The organism is Fibrobacter sp. UBA2449 (assembly GCF_002342555.1).
Classification (GTDB): domain Bacteria; phylum Fibrobacterota; class Fibrobacteria; order Fibrobacterales; family Fibrobacteraceae; genus Fibrobacter.
In genome coordinates this window covers 109,105-126,984 of the sequence record NZ_DDQF01000010.1, presented here as the reverse complement: position 1 = coordinate 126,984, position 17,880 = coordinate 109,105, and the positions used below count along the sequence as shown (strand labels likewise).

General features: G+C 46.2%; 7 protein-coding genes and 1 tRNA gene. 3 read left to right on the top strand and 5 right to left on the bottom strand.

Going from position 1 to position 17,880, the window contains the following annotated elements; all coding sequences use genetic code 11:
- Positions 1–33 precede the first annotated feature (33 nt).
- Both B4B27_RS06560 and B4B27_RS06555 read left to right on the top strand, forming a co-directional pair.
- The gene (locus B4B27_RS06560) at positions 34–396 is read left to right on the top strand and encodes a hypothetical protein (protein ID WP_173365230.1); all 363 of its coding nucleotides are present in this window, start codon (positions 34–36) and stop codon (positions 394–396) included.
- A gap of 87 nt (positions 397–483) precedes the next feature.
- Positions 484–557: transfer RNA gene (locus B4B27_RS06555), tRNA-His, on the top strand.
- A 61-nt stretch (positions 558–618) separates the two neighbouring features.
- Here the strand turns inward: B4B27_RS06555 and B4B27_RS06550 are convergent.
- Together B4B27_RS06550 and B4B27_RS06545 are read right to left on the bottom strand one after the other, a co-directional pair.
- Positions 619–1,062 carry a hypothetical protein gene (locus B4B27_RS06550; protein WP_290724886.1) on the bottom strand — a complete coding sequence of 148 codons (444 nt, stop codon included), beginning with the start codon at positions 1,060–1,062 and terminating at the stop codon, positions 619–621.
- Positions 1,063–1,096: 34 nt separating this feature from the next.
- Complete coding sequence (locus tag B4B27_RS06545) at positions 1,097–4,669, bottom strand: EAL domain-containing protein (protein WP_290724884.1); 3,573 nt, start codon at positions 4,667–4,669, stop codon at positions 1,097–1,099.
- Between the two features lie 228 nt (positions 4,670–4,897).
- On the opposite strand from B4B27_RS06545, the gene B4B27_RS06540 reads away from it, so the two are divergent.
- Complete coding sequence (locus tag B4B27_RS06540; RefSeq protein WP_290724882.1) at positions 4,898–5,095, top strand: Acyl-CoA dehydrogenase C-terminal domain-containing protein; 198 nt, start codon at positions 4,898–4,900, stop codon at positions 5,093–5,095.
- A gap of 165 nt (positions 5,096–5,260) precedes the next feature.
- Here B4B27_RS06540 and B4B27_RS06535 read toward each other — a convergent pair whose 3' ends face one another.
- Genes B4B27_RS06535 through B4B27_RS06525 form a run of 3 tightly spaced genes read right to left on the bottom strand, consistent with a single transcriptional unit; the run spans position 5,261 to position 17,874 of the window.
- Positions 5,261–5,689, bottom strand: a complete 429-nt coding sequence (locus B4B27_RS06535) for a hypothetical protein (protein WP_290724880.1) — start codon at positions 5,687–5,689, stop codon at positions 5,261–5,263.
- Positions 5,690–5,703: 14 nt separating this feature from the next.
- The gene (locus B4B27_RS06530; protein WP_173365225.1) at positions 5,704–6,384 is read right to left on the bottom strand and encodes a hypothetical protein; all 681 of its coding nucleotides are present in this window, start codon (positions 6,382–6,384) and stop codon (positions 5,704–5,706) included.
- A gap of 12 nt (positions 6,385–6,396) precedes the next feature.
- Positions 6,397–17,874, bottom strand: a complete 11,478-nt coding sequence (locus B4B27_RS06525; RefSeq protein WP_290724877.1) for a LamG-like jellyroll fold domain-containing protein — start codon at positions 17,872–17,874, stop codon at positions 6,397–6,399.
- Positions 17,875–17,880: the final 6 nt, after the last annotated feature.

Here is a 17,880-nt window from a genome sequence, read left to right as displayed (position 1 = left end):
CAAATCAGTCGTTTTTTTTATTAAATTTGCAGTATGCAGTTACCCAAATACAAGAAAAAGAAGCGTATCAAGCTCAAAATCTGCCAGGAGCCCGGCTGCGGCCGCGAATTCTGGGGCCACCCGATCGCCAAGTACTGCGAACTGCACCGCGACATCAAGTTGCGCCAGAAGCAGAAGAAGAACGTGGAAAGCATCGAGTCCAAGAACATCATCTTCCGCCACAACTACACGGAGTCCATGGACCTCACCTTCAAGTGCTGCCTCGAAGGCTGCGACGGGACGTTTACCATCAAGGTCTTCCCCAAGCAGACCGTGTATCCCCGCTTCTGCCTGGAACACAGGAACGACTTCAAGCGCGAGAATTTCATCCGCATCATGCAGAAAAAGAACGGCTAGGCGCCCGACCCGGCCTTTTTTGCGACTTTTTTATTGCCATCCCTTGAAATTTGGGGTGGCTTTTTTATATTTGGGCTCACACTCATGGTGGGTGTAGCTCAATTGGTTAGAGTCCCAGATTGTGATTCTGGATGTTGTCGGTTCGAGTCCGGTCACCCACCCTCAAAAAATCCCGCGAGAAATCGCGGGATTTTTTCATAGGTTACACGACGGGGCCCAGCCTTACAGCATCGAGTCCACATCTTTCTTTGCATCAAGCCACATTTGCAGCAACTTGACAAGGCTCTTGTTGTCGGACCAGCCGCCCGGAATGTCGTCCGTATCCTGCAGCCTCACCGTAAAACCGTCAAATATCATGGACGCATTGGCATTCGCATGCGAATAATTTTTTGTCGTCGACTTCAACTTGGCGATAGCTTTCTCGATACTGCTCTCGGTAATGACTCCGTTAATCAGGGTATCCTTGTTTATCTCCTTCATACCCCATTCGTTTTTCACGACATCTTCATCCGCCCAAAGCAACAACTGTGCTTCAGACGATATGCGAGTCACCTTGTCGAGATTGATATGGCCCCCTTCAATAGGATACCAGCATGCCGTGCTCTTCTTGCACCCAGCCAGGGCAAGTATACCAATGATCATTGTCAGAAGGATTGCTTTTTTCATTAGATATTCCTTTGTTGATGTTTATTAGAATGTCTTATTCCTTGGTCGTCTTGATACATTCGTTCACGAGCTTCAGGACAATGTCTCCCGAATCCGGATCCATCATCATGTCGAAGGTCGAACGTATGGTAAAACAGAAGCCGTCGATATCGTAGCTGATGTCGAGCGGCGGCACGATGCACTTGTTCAGGTAATCGAGAATCAGGCGTTCGCGGGTAAAGTCCAGCGCGTTGCGCACGTTATCTTCGCTCTTGAGCATCAGGGAACTCAGGTAACTGTAGTGCAGCTCGTAGGTGTATTCCTCGGCAAGTTCCCTGGGAATATACGAGATTCCGTCCATCCGGAGTACCGGGGAATTCTTCGTCAGGTTCCAGAACAGGAATCCCTTGTAGCCCTTGTCGTATGACTTCGTGTGTGTCGCCTCGCCCGATTCCATGAACTTCGCAAAGGCGTCCTTTCGGGTAAAGTAATTCTTCATCGCCATGTCGTCTTCCGAAATGAACGCCGAAAGGATATGGCCATACGGCGTATCCTTGTAGACGCGGCCCACATGGTATATGCGCTTGATGTTCCCCTTGCCCGTTCTGGTGCGGTAGGAAATCTGCTTCGTCGAGCCGTCATCGGCCTCGAACTGTTCCTTGAGCTCGTTGCCTATCTTCTCGTAGTCTTCCGGAAGGATAGCGTTCCTGAAATTCGCGCCGACGAAGTCGCGGAACTCCTCGGGGCTCCCGCATTCGAAGATATCGAGCGCACGGGCATTCACGTAGAGGATTTTCCCAGTCATGACGTTGATAAGGACCACGCCGCCGGGAACATACTCCATATAGTTGAGCGCCATCTGGTGCTGCAGTTCCGCATGCCGGATTGCGCCCGCCACCTTCGCCTTGATCATTCCCTTGTCCGTGATGGGCTTGAGGATAAACTGGTAGGCGCCCAGGCGGATGCTCTCCTTCGCAAGTTCCAGGTTGTCCGTCATCATGACGAACGGAATCTGGAGATCGCGCCTGCTTCCCTGGAATTCCTGGATGAGCCTAAACCCGTCCATTTTCGGGAGGCCCGCATCGAGCAGCACGAGAGAAATGTTCCTGCGGTGTTCCAGCAGGAGTTCATGCGCCTGCGCGCCGTCGCTTGCGATCAGCATGTTGTAATCCGCCCGCAAGACACTTTCAAGGAACGCCCTGTTCTGCGGGTTGCTGTCGGCGAGCAGTACCGTCTTCGTCCGCACGGGAGCAGTCACGCTCTCGTTGTTGGGCAATCCGTCAAACGCGCTCACGTGCGTATTGCGCAGCATCAGGTTGTATATGTGGCAGCCGTTGATATCGGCAACCAGGCTCCCCCTCACGAATACATAAACCCCGTGAGTCGCATACGTCATTTCGCATGGCGACATGTAGGCCATCCTCTCCCCTTCGCGCAGCGTGTAGTACACCGGGTTCTGGGGATTGTTGGAAGCATCTTCCACTTCCTTCTTGCTCGTGAACCCGAGACTCCGGAGCTGTTCCTCGTACTGCTTGTTCATGAACAGGAACTTGAACACGCCATCCTCGTAGGACATAATCGACATGGGCGTTTCCACCAGGTAATCGAGGCTTCCCAGTTTCGAATAGACCGCCCTCATGTTGGCGTCCTCGACGACGATACCCCTGGTTTCCATGTGCTTCATGGTATCGGCCAGGGGCTGCGGCTTGCCGTAATAGTAGCCCTGCGCCTTCTCGCACCCGATGCCTTTCAGGAAATCCATCTGCTCCTGCGTCTCGACCCCCTCGGCAAGCGTCTTCAGGCCAAGGCGTTTCGCCATGCGGACCATCGAACTGATGATGATGCGCGAAACATCGTTCAGGTTCGAGAGGAACGCCATATCGATCTTGAGTTCGTCGAACTTGTAATCCTTGAGCGTGTTGAGCGAGGAATACCCGCTCCCGAAATCGTCCATCCAGACCTCGAAACCCGCCAGGCGGAAGCGCTCGATTTCGCGCTGCACGTAAGGGTCCGACGCCATGATGCTCTCGGTGATTTCGACACGGATGAGTTCGTGGCCTATCCCGAACCTCCTGAGCGTCCCTTCGACCACCTCGAAGATGTCGCAGCCAGTAAAATCCAGGCGCGAAAGGTTGAACGACACGGGGACCACCGGGCGGCCGTGTTCCAGTTCGTCGCGCAGTTCCCTGCAGACAAGCTCTATGACGTGGCTGTCGAGCTTGTGGATCTGGCGGGAATCCTCGAGCGCGCCGATAAACACGCCCGGGTTCAAAAATCCGTATTGCGGATCTATCCAGCGGGCAAGCGCCTCCATGCCGCAGAACGTTTCCGTAATCGTGCGGACGACCGGCTGGTAGTAAATCTTGATATAGCCGTTCGCGATCGCCTCGTCGATATGGCTCACCACGTAGTTCTGCAGCAGGAGATCCTTGTGCAGGCCATCGTCGTAATAGCGGATAAACTTGTCGCCCTGCTTCTTCTGGAGGCTGCAGGCGAGTTTCGCCTTTTCGCTCGCTTCCAGGAATTCATCGAGTTCCTTTATCCTGCAGATTCCGACATAGAGGTCCATCGATATCTTCGACACAACCCCCTTGACGCACTTGCGGATTTCGGCCAGCTTTTCCTCGATGCCGTCGATGTCCGCGATTACCGCGAAGTGGTCGTTCGCGAGTCGGCAGATCAGGTTATTCCCGAACTGTTCCCTGAGGCAATCCGCAAGGTTCACCAGGAGTTCGTCGCCCCTGCGGAACCCGTTCGCGCTATTGTAGAGCTTCATCCCCACGATATCGATAAACGCAAGGACCGGGGCGCCTCCCGCCTCCCTGATTTCGTCGATATAGTTCTCGCCGCACAGGCGGGCATATTTCAGATTCGCAAGTCCCGTCAGGGGGTCGAAATAGCGGTCGGCATGTTCGCTCACGGTCAGGAATATGGAGCTCTTCCCCTTCCACGAAATCTGGGATACGTTCAGTATCAGGTACTTCCCGGAACGCGGACTCCGGATAATCGCCTCGCCCCTTTCTAGGATGCCGTTGATAGACGGCAGCAGGGTCAGTTCGTCTTCGTTGAAGAAGTAATCCGCCAGCTTGATTCCCGAATCAAAGGCCTTCACGGGTTTCCAGACGCGTTCAATCGACGCGCTGACCATATAGATCTCATACGTTTTCGCATCGAAGATGACAAACGGGTCCACCTTGTCCGTACTCAGGAACTCCACGACGCTGCCTTCGAAATTCTGGAGGGATTTCCCGTTCGCGTCGAGCGCGTCGGTAACATCGTCGTAGACGACCACGGCGCACTTCGAGCCGTCCTCGAGATAGCGATGGTAGCCCACCGCATGGATGGTACGGTATGCATCCTCGCCGCGCAGCTTCTGGCGGTAGACGACCTCGTAGCGGCCACCTTCGAGTTTCGCGAATTCGGCAGCCCTGGTCGCGACGTAGACGGTATCTTCAGGGTGAACGCCCCTGTACATGTCCGTGTCGAGAAGGCGGATGACGTCTTCTCGCGAGGAACCGGGAACATGCAGGCGCACAAGCCCGTCCGAAACGAGGACTGTCCGGACGCAGCCGCCGGTAAACTGGTAGACGGCTAGCGGAATTTCGGAATTCTCCAGTTCCCGACGCAATATCTCCGGAAAACAACCAATCTCTTGCACCGCCATAACCAAGCCACCTGATAAAACTTCACCTTCTTTACCATTAAAATAATCTTTTATTTTCGATAATGCAAACACTTTCTTACATTTTTGTCACAAAAACCCCTAGATTTGCGTTTTTTCATAAAAAAAGGCCGCCACCTGTACGCCGTGAGCCGAAAGCGGCTCGTATTAACGAGTCGTGTCGGCGAGAGTGAGGTGCAAGCCGAACGGTCTTATAAGGCCACCAACTGCGTGATGAGCCAGCTGCTCCTCCGCGATGCCACCAAGTCGCCGGAACTGTTCGACAAGAGCGTGAAGGTGTACCTGAACCTCGCCGAAGCCGAAGTCGCGAAGCACTATAACTTTGTGAAGAGCCTCAGCGTGGAATCGCTGGAAAGCTACAAGCAGGCTTAAGCCCGCAGGATGTCATCCCCGCGAAGGCGGGCGAACAGCACTTAGCACTTTAGTGCTTAGTGCGCATGGCCACCAAGGTGGGGATCTCCCTTAAAAAACATAAAGACCTCGGCAGTTCAATGCCAAGGTCTTTTTCATAAACATATCTAATGTAATAACGTTGCCCTACCGATTCGTATACAGAATAAATGATTCTGGATTTAAGACAACATTAGGCTTCGCACTTGGAGTAATCCTAACCGAATTCGTTCCATCACGCAGCCCGAATAATTCCATATTATCGAACGAGAAGTAGCCATCTGCATCTATGGAAGCCGTAACATGGGTCATATTCTGCAAGTGCGTCAATTGGACTGTATTTTCAAAATAGGTTGTGTCATAGCCATTCAGATGGACCTTAGAAGAGCCAGAACGAGAAACCAGGCCATTCACATGGGTATCCACATTTACAGAATCAACTTTTCCTCCACCAAATGTTCCACTCAAAGACCAGTTTACAGTCACCGATTCTTGAACGGGCCCAGTGGACGAGCCTTCGTCGCTGTTGCAAGCCAACAATCCAAGCAAAGCTATTCCGAAAAGAAATTGTTTCATATAACCTCCTTTTGTTATTTAACATTAAATAAAGCCGCTGGAAGATTGCTACGACGCTTTGCCGAAAGAACATCAACCTTCACATTAGATACCTGAGCATTAGGCATCAGTGTTTTTATTTCCGCACTGGAAAGTGTTCCCGGTAGCAGGCAACTATTATCACAATATTTATATTCTGTTTCCGCAGTAGCGACACCACCAAGAGCATTCATAGGAATCTTGGCAATCATTTTCACAACACGGCGCTTCTTGTCTGAATAGAAAAAAACAGGCTTAGAATCATCTTTAGGAACAATTTTCCAAAGACCATTTTCCTTTACAGGAGTCCTATAATCTTCAGGTTTTCCCATTTGCGAGGTGATATCCGTAGGCTCATTTTGCAGCCCGCTCTGACTAGGCAAACTTTTTCCAGTTTTCAAATCTGTCACACGGATTATATCTCCATTTTTAACAATTTGCATATTCATCATCTGCGACTTGACCGTCGTAATAGACTTGTCACTACCAGCAGTCAGAATTGACGTCCTTACAGTCTGAGAAGCCATCCCCGGCAATGTCACTGTAGTCTGCATAATGATTTCCGCCGTATCTGGAAAGGCAGCCTTCTTTTGATTATCGAATACGGCATTGATATCAAGAGCAAAGCAACTTGTCGTTGCAAAGGCGATCAACAAAATTTGCACAATCTTTTTCATAATCAAGCTCCATTATAAATTAGATAAAAGTTTCGTCGACACAATCTGTGAATTCTTACGCAGAACAAGATACGTATGACTCAAGTCTATGCCCGTCCAATCCACAGTAATAAACTGTTCACCCGGCATTATCGTGCCAGAATAGATTCTGCGGATTGGAATACCATTTGCATAGACTAGATCGAGCAGAACATATGGATAGCCGTCAAGAGAAACGATCAAGCCCTCGGGAGTACGTATCACAGGGACAGACACTCCGGAATCGTAGCCATAATCGGCAACCAAGGAATCCCGATTGTCATGCGACGCAACGATTCTCGGTTCCACCCAGACGGGATCATCACCATATATTTTCTTGCCGGTAGAATCAAAAACACAAATCTTCGTTGTAGCAACATAGGACTTTGTAAGTCCTTCATGAGACGGATCATCAGAGGCATTCCACAATGGGTCCCAATTTTCCACATGAATGGCAAACTTGAATTCATCAGCCCACATATTATGCGGAGCCAAGGAAACATCGCCAACATGTATATTCACCTGATAGCGACCGTTGCCAAGAGTAACCATCTCAGCACCATCAACAAACAAAGGCTGGTTATTGATATCAAAAATCGGTTGCAGCCCCTCCTCAACAAGGAAGTAGTAGCGGACATCATACTTGCGTAATGACGCACCACCCAGATTTTCCAACTTCAGTGCAATTTCGCTCGCCCTCGTTTGGTCATCACGCACATCAGCAGCAAAGACGCGAACGGAAGGAGGCATGGCTTCTATAGGATCCTCCATCTCCACACAATGGCCGCCAATCAGATTGTTTTCCGCATCAAGAACAACGACGCCGAAATCATCGATAAAGCCATCAGCATCCGTGACTGCCGTTCCAGGAGGAACATAAGAAGGATCATCTTCAGCATACCACGGGACATTTCCATCATTGTATATGCCCATAAGTGGACCTTCACCAAAGTATGGACGTCCGCCGGGCAAGATACGCGTAGTATCAAACGCCCACTCCACATAGCCAGTATTATAGCCTTCTCCACTAACAACTAGACCAAGGGAATCTTCCCGTGGGAAGTACGCGTCAGCGTTAACAGACTCTGGAGATTCTCCACGGAAGTAGTAACGGACCTTGAAGCCATTTATCGTTTCAGAAGAAACATTCTTCAAGCGAATACGAGGACGAATCATAGTCTTGTCAGAAGGATATCCTTCAAAACGCACAGAAGATTTCACCTTTTGCACAACAACTGTTTCATTACCTGCTATTTCGCTACTAGACTTCCAAGAAATTTGAGAAGGTTTCACTTCATCACCATTGGTGAACGCAATGCCCGCAATCTGGACTCCATCGGGAATATTCAATTCTATTCGTTGCATACCAGAATTCAGCGGAATCTTTACATTTGCAATTTCTACAGGTCTCCAAGTATTCTCAAGTTTAACGGAACCGGAATACATTGTAGCATCCTGCATTCCGATTTCAACCATCGCACTCGTCTTTGTCGCAGAGCGAGCATAGACGAGTGCCTTGTAGTCAGCGGACATAGGAATATCGACAGACATATTCAGGTTCGTTCCAGCACCACTTCCAATGAAGAAACCATTTCCTGATACGGCACAGGAGAATTGTCTGCCAACACCTTCCATTTCATTACCAAGCACAATTATCGTGTGGATTTCCGAAGTATCGTTCTCGTCAGTTATGGGCAGAGTCAATGCAAGCACTTCATCTGCCTTCAGAGCATTTGTATAGAACCGGATATCAGCAACATGTCCGACAAAATTCTTACTCTCTAGCTCACCCATGGAGAACGTTCCATAAAGCTCACGTTCCATCGGTGTTGCGGCCATGCGTTTCACCATAGCCCCATCAATGTAGAATCGGACATCTTGTGAATCTACGGCAACAACAACATGGGACCATGCATTTGGCGACAAGTACCCACGCAAAGTCCATGTCTTATTATTTTCGACAAGGCGTAAGTTTCTTCCTTGATTTTGGACTTCTATCTTCATGCCAGAAGTTCCCACAAATCCCATCACCCTGCGCCACAGGGTATCCTGAGCATTACCTGGACTCACTCGGGCTTCCATAGAGTATTCGCTACTCGTACCAAGATCCACCCTTCCTGCACCAACAGCACTATCTCCAGGATGATAGAAGTACAAGCCACTTCCCGAAAGCCACGGGTGGAACATGGATAGATTCAAGTGATGTCCGGTACCGATTCTTTCCTTTGCAGTTTTGCCAGAGCCTTCCGATGCCGGATACCAAAGGGCAATTCCCATAGGATACGGCCACAATTCCTCGGAAACAAGCCTCCGTGTAGCCAAATTATGACCATAATCCAGAACCTCAATAGATGCAGTCAAATTGCAGCCCAAACACTTATCCATTGCATAACGAGAAATGATCTTCGATACAGACACATTACCCAAAGAATCCGGAAGTACAGAGGTTGTCCCTAACGTATCTTGGCCAAGAATCCAATACAATTTAACACTATATATGCCAGATTCGCCATCAACGACATTGAACGAGACATCAAAGTGTCGATCAATTGCATTCGAAGATTCTTCCAGCCTCTCTTCAGTTATAATCGGTCGCGCAGAGTCTGTAATGACAACTGGTCCAACAAATTGGGCCTGCGTAGAAACCATTGAACTAGCATCATAACGAGATGAATAAACGCCATCCTTTATTTTCAATCCACCATATTCACCATCAAATCGTAGAGTATCTTGCAAGTTTCCTTTCTTGTTTGCAACACCCTTCGTACCTTTATATAAGGTAAACACTCCGAAACCAGGCTGATTACAATTCGGATAAAGTTCCATATATCCGTTATCCAAGCCCAACCATAATGTATCCAGTGGAATATTGCACACAAGATTCGGTGGAACAACGATTGCCAAAGCCTTCACCGGGCGGTCAAAGCCCTCTTCACCGGAAGCATTTCTGGCAACACCATAGATATAGGTGGAATCCTGATTTGGAAGAGTCACCATCACACGTCCAAGCGAATCCTTTCGCCACGAAAGTTTTTGCGACAACGCGCTATCCAAATACAAATCAAAATCAGCAGACCCAACGATACGAATTTCACGTTCCAAAGTCACGGCCACTTCCGGCAGAATCTCCATGGTAATAATCTTCGTAGATGCCTTCACGGAATCCAGAGCCGCAAAAACGGAGAACGTAGCAGTTTCACCGGAAATCAACATATATGCCCAGTTGTTCTCATCATAACAACCAGAATCATCCCAACTTTCGCAGGTGGCACTATCTGCATTAGCACCACTTACAGCAGCCTTACCCTTATCATTCAAATAACCATACAAAACATGAGACAAGGGGACAAACTGTCCATTCTTGAAATCCACCTTGTATAATCGCACTCTGTCCGGCGAAAGCCCTGCCTGTTCAATTTCATTTCTGGAAAGTTTCATCTGGATACGTGGATATTTTGTACTATCCGTGAATTCCATGGATGGCAAGACTTCAATTATCGGCCCCGTCAACGCAGCATTATTAAAAACATCAAACTGGTGTTCTTCAGCTGAAGTCGTACGAACCGTCACATCACGTGGAATATCCATAGCACCGGAGCCAAACGACACTGAGACCTCGCCAAATAGAGATTTTACAGTTTTGTCATCAGAAGCTCCCACTGGGGTCCCAACATTCAAGTCATATTGAGCATAATTCATATTAGAAGACCCGTTCAAGCCACCCCAAGTAAGAATAAAAGAAGTGTTCCCCTGCAAATGGTTCATATCGAACCATTTCAGATGTTCGCTCTTGCCAGTTCCTGTAAAGGAACCAATGTAATGGAATACAGAATCTTTCAAATAGGAGATATCATAATTTATTCCAGAAGTTAGACGGCCAACCATCTCTACATATTCATGAGGACGTTTTAACAAAACAGAATCCCTGTAACGGACAGTAAGATTATTAGCTAAAGAATCCACCATGTCCACGATGAAATGCGAATGTTCACTACCATCCAAGTGAGTCAATTCCGCAGAGCCAACTCGTCGTTCCTTGAACCATTCTCCATTCATAAGAGCAACTCTATTTTGGCCTGAGTCGCCATACCTCACCAAATCTTCAACTGATAGAATTGTCGAATCTACTGGCGTTGAAAGTTCTGGAATCGGAAACGCCTTGGTTCGTCTATACACAAGCGATTCTATTAACGAATCCGCATTGTAATATAGTGTATCGTTCGAATAGACCCAATGCACCGAATCAGGGAAAGTATAGTCATATTTCATCCCAACACTGGCATTTACTGGCAAACCAAAGGGCGTCATATAAAAAGCATGTTTTTTTAAATCATACTTTTCCTTATCGAAAGTCACGGTCATTTCAAAAATTGAGGAATCCTTTATCTGTGCACTATCCAAATTCAATGCAGAATACGACTCCAAATTATTAGATTCGAAGAATCGGCTAGTCGCAAGTTCGCCCGATTCATTATTGCCGCCCGAATTTAAAGGATTTCTAAAGAACCCATTACTATCTGAAGAGGTCAAATACACGCCAGCCCAAGTTTCATCATTAAAGTCGCCTGGATAATAGTGGACTTTGGACCCCATAGTATAAAATTTAACAGAATCCTTTTCAAGAGAATTTTTCCACACATTTGGGTTTGGCGCAGGATTCGAAATAATGTACTTGACAGTATCAGCAGTTTGCGCACCATAAGACTTGTTTAACGAAACATAGAAATCAACAGAGCCGTGATCCAACAAAGGCGTTCTTAAAGAATTATTTACAAAACTGTTCAAAACCCATTTATTAGGGAATCCATTCTGATAGCCATGAACCATAGCAACAAAATGTCTCGTAATCGAATTTTCTGAATCATCATTATAAAACTTCACTTCATAATAGGAAGGATACATTAGGTTTGTATCGGGTATTTCATCAGGAAACAGGAACGCATTTGGCGCTCCCGACAAAACATCGGCCCCAAAGAACGGAAGGTGTTGAGTCTCATACGGTGTCAGTTTACCATAGGATTTATTGAAAGTCCATTTATCTCCATCAAAGAAATTATTAGCTCGATTTCTTACATTGGAATCAAGGTTTGCCTTCCCAATAACCGAGTCCTGCAAAGCAGCCATATAACCACTCGTACCAGTATTATAAATACTCGCATTTGTTCCGTCAAATCGAATCGTTCGGTTCACCAAGTTATCATAACCAAAGCCAGCATTCCAATAGGAATCGGGAATTGTGAGCTGTATGTAAAAAGCGATTTCCCTCCATCGTTCATGTGAACAACTTGGATTTAATGGTATATAGTGTTCGTAAAACACATTCTCATCGCTCCTGCCAAACATGGAGACTTCAAACAATTTCGCCTCAGGATTATAGGCCTTATTATCATAAGAGCAAATTCTCAGAGAATCTTCATTCATCGTCATATTTACTTCACAATTTATATCTTTGTTAGAGATAATTGTAAAGCGATGGGAGTTGCCGTCAGGTCTCGGAATATGGATTCCGTTGCTATTCGCAGAGTATTGCGAGCTATTCGTATCAACATAATCGGTCAATTTCCAAACAGCTTTGTTATTCTTTAAATCCATAAATTCTTTGACAGAAATCTCACCATTTTTTGCTGGTTTAAATTCATTCCAGTCTTTTAAAAGCATGACAAAGAAATCAATTTTTGTTTCGCCATCCCTATCGTTGTCATAACCCATTTCATCCTGAGCTACAATATCAACCAAAACAAAATTTGTCTTTGCACTAGTGCTAAAACTTACAACACCCTGCGTTATTACCGTATCCGTTCTAGCATGTCGATCACCACAAGTCCATCGATTCGAACCAGTAATTTTCTCTGTATGACGATCCACCATGGTCAAGTACACCAAATCCAGCCGTTCTCTCTGTCTCTTGATTCCGAGACTGAAACGTTCCAGCTTGAATCCGATTGCATTTTGCGTTCCTATAATTGTTGATTTAAGTTCGTAAGGCTTTTGATACTCTTCAGGAAGGTAGTAACCCGACACATCCGCCGTCACCAGATAATCGGCAATCGGCTCATAGCGTTTCTCGCCTTTATGCATCGTATCGTCCACAGCCTCACGAATGTCGAACCACAGCCCATTAGAATTTTCGTTTTTCAACTCTACGAGATTCAGATTATTGGCGACCACAAGTTCAAACGGGACCACAATAGAATCCACCTGCACATTCTCCGTATCTACAGGATACGCTTCCACCGCCTTGATTGTCAGCGTATAAGTCCCCGTATTCGTTACAGGGTGATCCTTTTCCTTCATGCCATTCCATATAAGTGTATAGGCCGCATTATTCGGTCCGGCATTTTTCAGTTCATTTTCGAATACATCTATCTTGGTTCCATCAGGGGCCGTAACATAGGCATTCACATAGGCTTTACGTCCTCGAATTCCGTAATCGGCAGACATTTTCCCCACCACATAGGATACGCTATCCGGCAATGCGCTTACTGTTTTCGGCAATTTAAAAAGTTTGAACGGAGGCAAGGTGTCTGACGGCAAAACAACCTTCAAACCGGGCAAAGCAAGAAACACTTTTGCAGAATCCAGGAATACGCGTGCACTCCCGATAGCCTGTTTTTCAACGGCTTCCGCATAGATTGTAGCGAACCCTTCTGCCGGATACGTTCCTGCGTCACTCAGGCCGTTCCATTCCTTTTTGAACATATAGTTTTCTCGATCCACCGACCAGGAATACACAGGCACAGCCCCCACCCCAGGGAAACCGCTCTCGGAACGCGAACCAAAATAAACAGGAAGCACAGTCAGCGTATCTATCGCCTGATTCACAGAAAATGCCGAATTACTCTGAATGGTCACATTTCCTGATTCTCCCGTCAAAATCATCATAGCATTCGCATTCACAATCGGATTCATTTCAGGAATGGGAGATATTAACGAATCTAGCAAAGACGGCGATGTTACTGAACTACTGGAATCTAGCCTTTTTTCACATTTATTAGCCGCAACACAAGAAATCACTGTAGAAGTAGAATCATAGCGCAAGACTAGCGAATCAGCCTTCAGTCCGTTCCACTTCAAAGTCCACTTCACAGAATCTCCGTAAAACCAAATACCTTGCGTCTTAGACTCATCCACCGGATTTCCATAGAACGGATTTCCCTTGATACGGTTCGTGCCGGCATCGAACAAGGCAACACCCTTCGCGTCATAGCCATAGACCCGGACACTGTAATTGGACAGGTTATCTCCCTGCATGGAATACAAAATCTTAGATTTTATCGAATCAACATACACGGTGTCTTGCACCTGCAAATTCATCAGCGGGTCAGAAGAATCTGGCACGTAGGTTGCCAAATATATTCTTGTCGAGTCGGACAATATAGCACATGTATCGCAGGGAATCATGTCCAATTTCAGCATGTAATTTCCGCTGAGAGCCTTTCGATTCCAGAAGCCCAAAACACCCTCTATAGGCTGAGTCCTATTGGAATCCCTTCTAGAGATTCCCTCCGTATGCCATGAATTATCACAGCCAGGATTGAGACACTTGTATGAAAGTTCATAACGCGCGGTAATCTCATACTTGGCACTGGGAGCGGCAGCGACGCCCTTGATTGCAAGAATAGCCCCGTCAAGTCCTTTCGTCGTATCTGTAGGAGATGTAATTTCAGGATATTGAGTTCCCACATAGAACAAATCTGTCATATAGCTTATATTGCCGGCGGCATCTGTACAACCTACTTCCAGATAACGTTTTCCTGTAGTTGTATCTACATCCGAAGCCTTAATATTAAAACGAACGGTATCTTTAACAAAAGCATTGTCAATATATTCCCAAGAACTAGTCTTTTTCGCGCCCGTTACACGTCTATAGCAACGGAACCCGGTGCGGTTGCCATCGGCATCATGTTTTTGATTCACGACAAGCTTTGCGCCAAATGCGGTATCACCCTTTGGATAAACAAGTTTCGTCGCCACCAAGGTTTCAATATTTGGAGAAATCCTATCAACACGTACAATTTTATTGTATTTCTTTTCGGACTCATTATCGGCTTCATCTACAGCAACCACCTTAATTCTATAATCGCCATCCGAGATAAGCATATAGTCATTTTCTAGCCAGTTCCCATTATAACCATCAGCAGAATCAATCGTTACAGAGTCCCCCATTCGATCGGCAGCAGAGGTATCAGGCCAATGCATGAACGAATAATAGAGTTTAACCGCACTGGCACTATCTATATTATTTTCCTTCACATTGAAGGATATTTTCAACCTGTCATCGGCACCTATATACAAGAGAGAATCTACTGTTTCTGGCCCTGTAAACGGAGACGACTCAGAATTTAACTTTTCAGCCTGAACATCGCTGAAAGTAAAAACAGGAGGGGTCGTATCCACATAGAACTCTACAGAATCACGGGTCTTGTTCAGTGCCAACGAATCAATTTTATTCCAGTCATTTTCCGTATCGGTTCCTGTTACAATCTTGTTCACAAGTCCAGCAACCTTTTCGTACGCATCATAATCGGGAAGAGCCCGGTCTATCGCGAAAATATTCAAACGATACTTGCCATCGTCAAGATGAATGCTGCTATCACGGAAGATTGCGAAATTTGGATTGGAAACATCATAAAGCGACGGAAGTTTGGCGTGGAATTCAAAGCGGTTTCCATTCCATTTACTGATATATGCCCGCATGGCACGAATATCCGGCGTAGAATCAGCATTAACAACTCGGGCTAAAATATTGGTTCGGTTAGGATTCAGTCGGCCATGCTCCCTGGAAAGGGATACCTGCGGCGGAGTACTGTCAACAGAAAAAGGAACGATATAAGGAACAACGCTATGATCCGAATCGTTGGCCACCGAAATATTGATTTTCCAGATATAATGTCCCTCGGGAACATTCGAGTTTTTCTGTGCCGATGTCAACGTGGCTCCCTTACCATCGGAAGAGAAGCCCATACGAAGCTCCGCAAATCTTGCATTTGCGGCAACAGTGGAGTCCTTGGTAAATGCTGTATCTACAAATATGGTGTCCGTACTCAAAGAGTCAATACGGAATCCTTGATAATCTAGAGTACTTGCAGTCAATTTAAAGTTGTCAACCCCCGTAACAACAATGTTCGGCAAAGGCCACTTGGCTTCGTATAGATCCTCTGTCATCTTCGCCAAATAGAAGAACCTTTGCGTATTGGTAAGCCCGATTTTATTCACTGTACTGATGGTGACTACATTCTGGTTATCTTTCTGGAAATAGGACAGGTTCTTGAACGCAGAATCCGGCAAATTAGCAGGAATAAAGGTAAAATCACCATTCTTGTCTACCGGATGCGGAACCTTGCCTATTTGTTGAAGCCCGTTGCCATCATTCTTGTCGGCATACACAGCGCAGGCAGAATCCAGTTTCGGGTCTATTTTGACATTACATTCCCATTTTATTTCTGTCTGAAAATTGAAATTCATGGTTATTTGACGCAAACGATGCGGCATCAAATCGTCAACAACAAAAGAGTACTTTTCAATCCAACCTTCAACCGTTATCGCAGGGACTTCATAACGTTCCACATGACGAATGGGAACAGACTTTGGGGCAAGAGTATCGTTTTCGTCCAATCCATCCACACGATTCCAACGCTCAGTTTTTACACCAATTTTCTCCCAATCCGCACGATTTGTAAATTTGAGGAGATTTCTGCGGGTCGCTTTCATCGGCAAGACCGCAAGACTGCCATTTGCTCCATACAATCCCAAAGAGTCCATCTTCGTAGAATCAATAGATTCAGTCCAATCATTTATATTATGTACAGATAGATTAACAAAGGGTTTCTCATACAACAAATCTTCAAGCAAATACGATTCTACAGTCTCCTTTGTTCCATTAACTTTAGTATATGAATTATTTCTCGATTTCTGTTTCTCCTGCCAATCCGCTTGCGAGGGATTTTTATGATTTTCCGTCATATCCTTGACGGCCTCAATCGTAGCAGGGCCGACAAATGCAGCCAATGCAGCTCCGGCTGATATGGCAATACCCGTTTTAGCGGCAGTCACCGCCGCAGGAGAAACGGCGTTCAAGGCTTCACTTGTATACAAGGCGGCGATTGCGGCCACATTAATACCAACTACATTTGCAACCGTATTGTAATTATCCACATGCTCATTTGCAGCAAAAGGAACCTTAACCAAGTCCGTTTGTGGATCTTCAAATATTGCGACATTCTCCCCTGCTCCCGACCAATGAGGAATCAAAATGCTTCCATGGTCCGTAAGGCTCAAGCCACCAAGAAGCCCCAACACTCCACTTGACCAAATATTATTCCAATAAGCAGGATTGTCTATTTCAGTGTGCGAAATCTGTGCAATAAAATTCTTTACCATGGCGAAAAGGCCATCCGGGATAAGAATGGAAAAATATTTCTGGTGATACTCTTTTTCCGACCCAAACGTCAATCCTCCTGTGCTATATAGTACCCTGTACATCGGAGACGTCGAATTCCAGCCTCTTCCGTTAAGCCTTATCAAGCTTGGGGATTCTGGATAAATATAACCCGCCAACGAATCTTCGTACGTGAATCCATAATTCAAAGCCAAATCAACAATTGCATCTACGACGCCATTCAAGACATCAAGCCCCACCAACCCCGTTGCAACGGCATTAAGCGCCGTCTGGTTCATAGTAACGTCATTTTTGTTCAAAACCCAGCGAAGGCCGTATAAAAAAGACATTTGCGCAATGGCCTCGGCAGACTTGACCAGGGCATATTGTTTCATATAAAGGAGCCCATCTAGCGAATATGTGCCCCTATGCGGACTATCCAAGGTAATGATTTTGTCAACATCGTCGTTGTAGCCATCTCCCTGAACATATTCTCGGGAAGCAAGACCTCCCATGCTATGGGATATGATGATATTGCGATGAGTTCGATAACCAACTGAATCATCATACCCCCTATAAATGGAGGCATCTTTTCGCCATAGCAGCAAGGAATCTCGGCCAAGATTATGTATTTCTTCAGCTTCTTCCGTCAACGAGCGCCTGATCTTACATTGATTTCGTCCCTTCCACACCCTACTTCCAATTTCGTCACCATTGACAAGTGGGGTATTAGCCGGATTAACAAACGGCCTATTTAGATAGACACTTCTTCTGTCCTTAATATCATCATCCAATATCTTTTTTGCGATCCAGCGAGTTAAGGTTTTCATCATACCGGTGGCATTAGATGTTGTTTTTTCACCTAACAGCGAATAGCGCACATATCCTTCTATACGTTTCAGCGTATCAGCATTATTTTTGTATTCCCAGTAATCAAGCGGATTCCCTGGTGCATTCAACGAACAATCAATCCCCTGTAAACTATCCGCAGCGCCATGGACTAAAATTATATTGTAACGTTCTATGCTTTCCATTGGCTTTGCCAAAACCAATGAACAAGCTATTGATATAATGCAGCTAACAATCTTTTTCATTCATTG

Bases quoted from the DNA above. Each gene is read 5' to 3' on its own strand.
- B4B27_RS06525 (WP_290724877.1), bottom strand. From the start codon at position 17,874: ATGAAAAAGATTGTTAGCTGCATTATATCAATAGCTTGTTCATTGGTT.
- B4B27_RS06550 (WP_290724886.1), bottom strand. From the start codon at position 1,062: ATGAAAAAAGCAATCCTTCTGACAATGATCATTGGTATACTTGCCCTG.
- B4B27_RS06535 (WP_290724880.1), bottom strand. From the start codon at position 5,689: ATGAAACAATTTCTTTTCGGAATAGCTTTGCTTGGATTGTTGGCTTGC.
- B4B27_RS06560 (WP_173365230.1), top strand. From the start codon at position 34: ATGCAGTTACCCAAATACAAGAAAAAGAAGCGTATCAAGCTCAAAATC.
- B4B27_RS06530 (WP_173365225.1), bottom strand. From the start codon at position 6,384: ATGAAAAAGATTGTGCAAATTTTGTTGATCGCCTTTGCAACGACAAGT.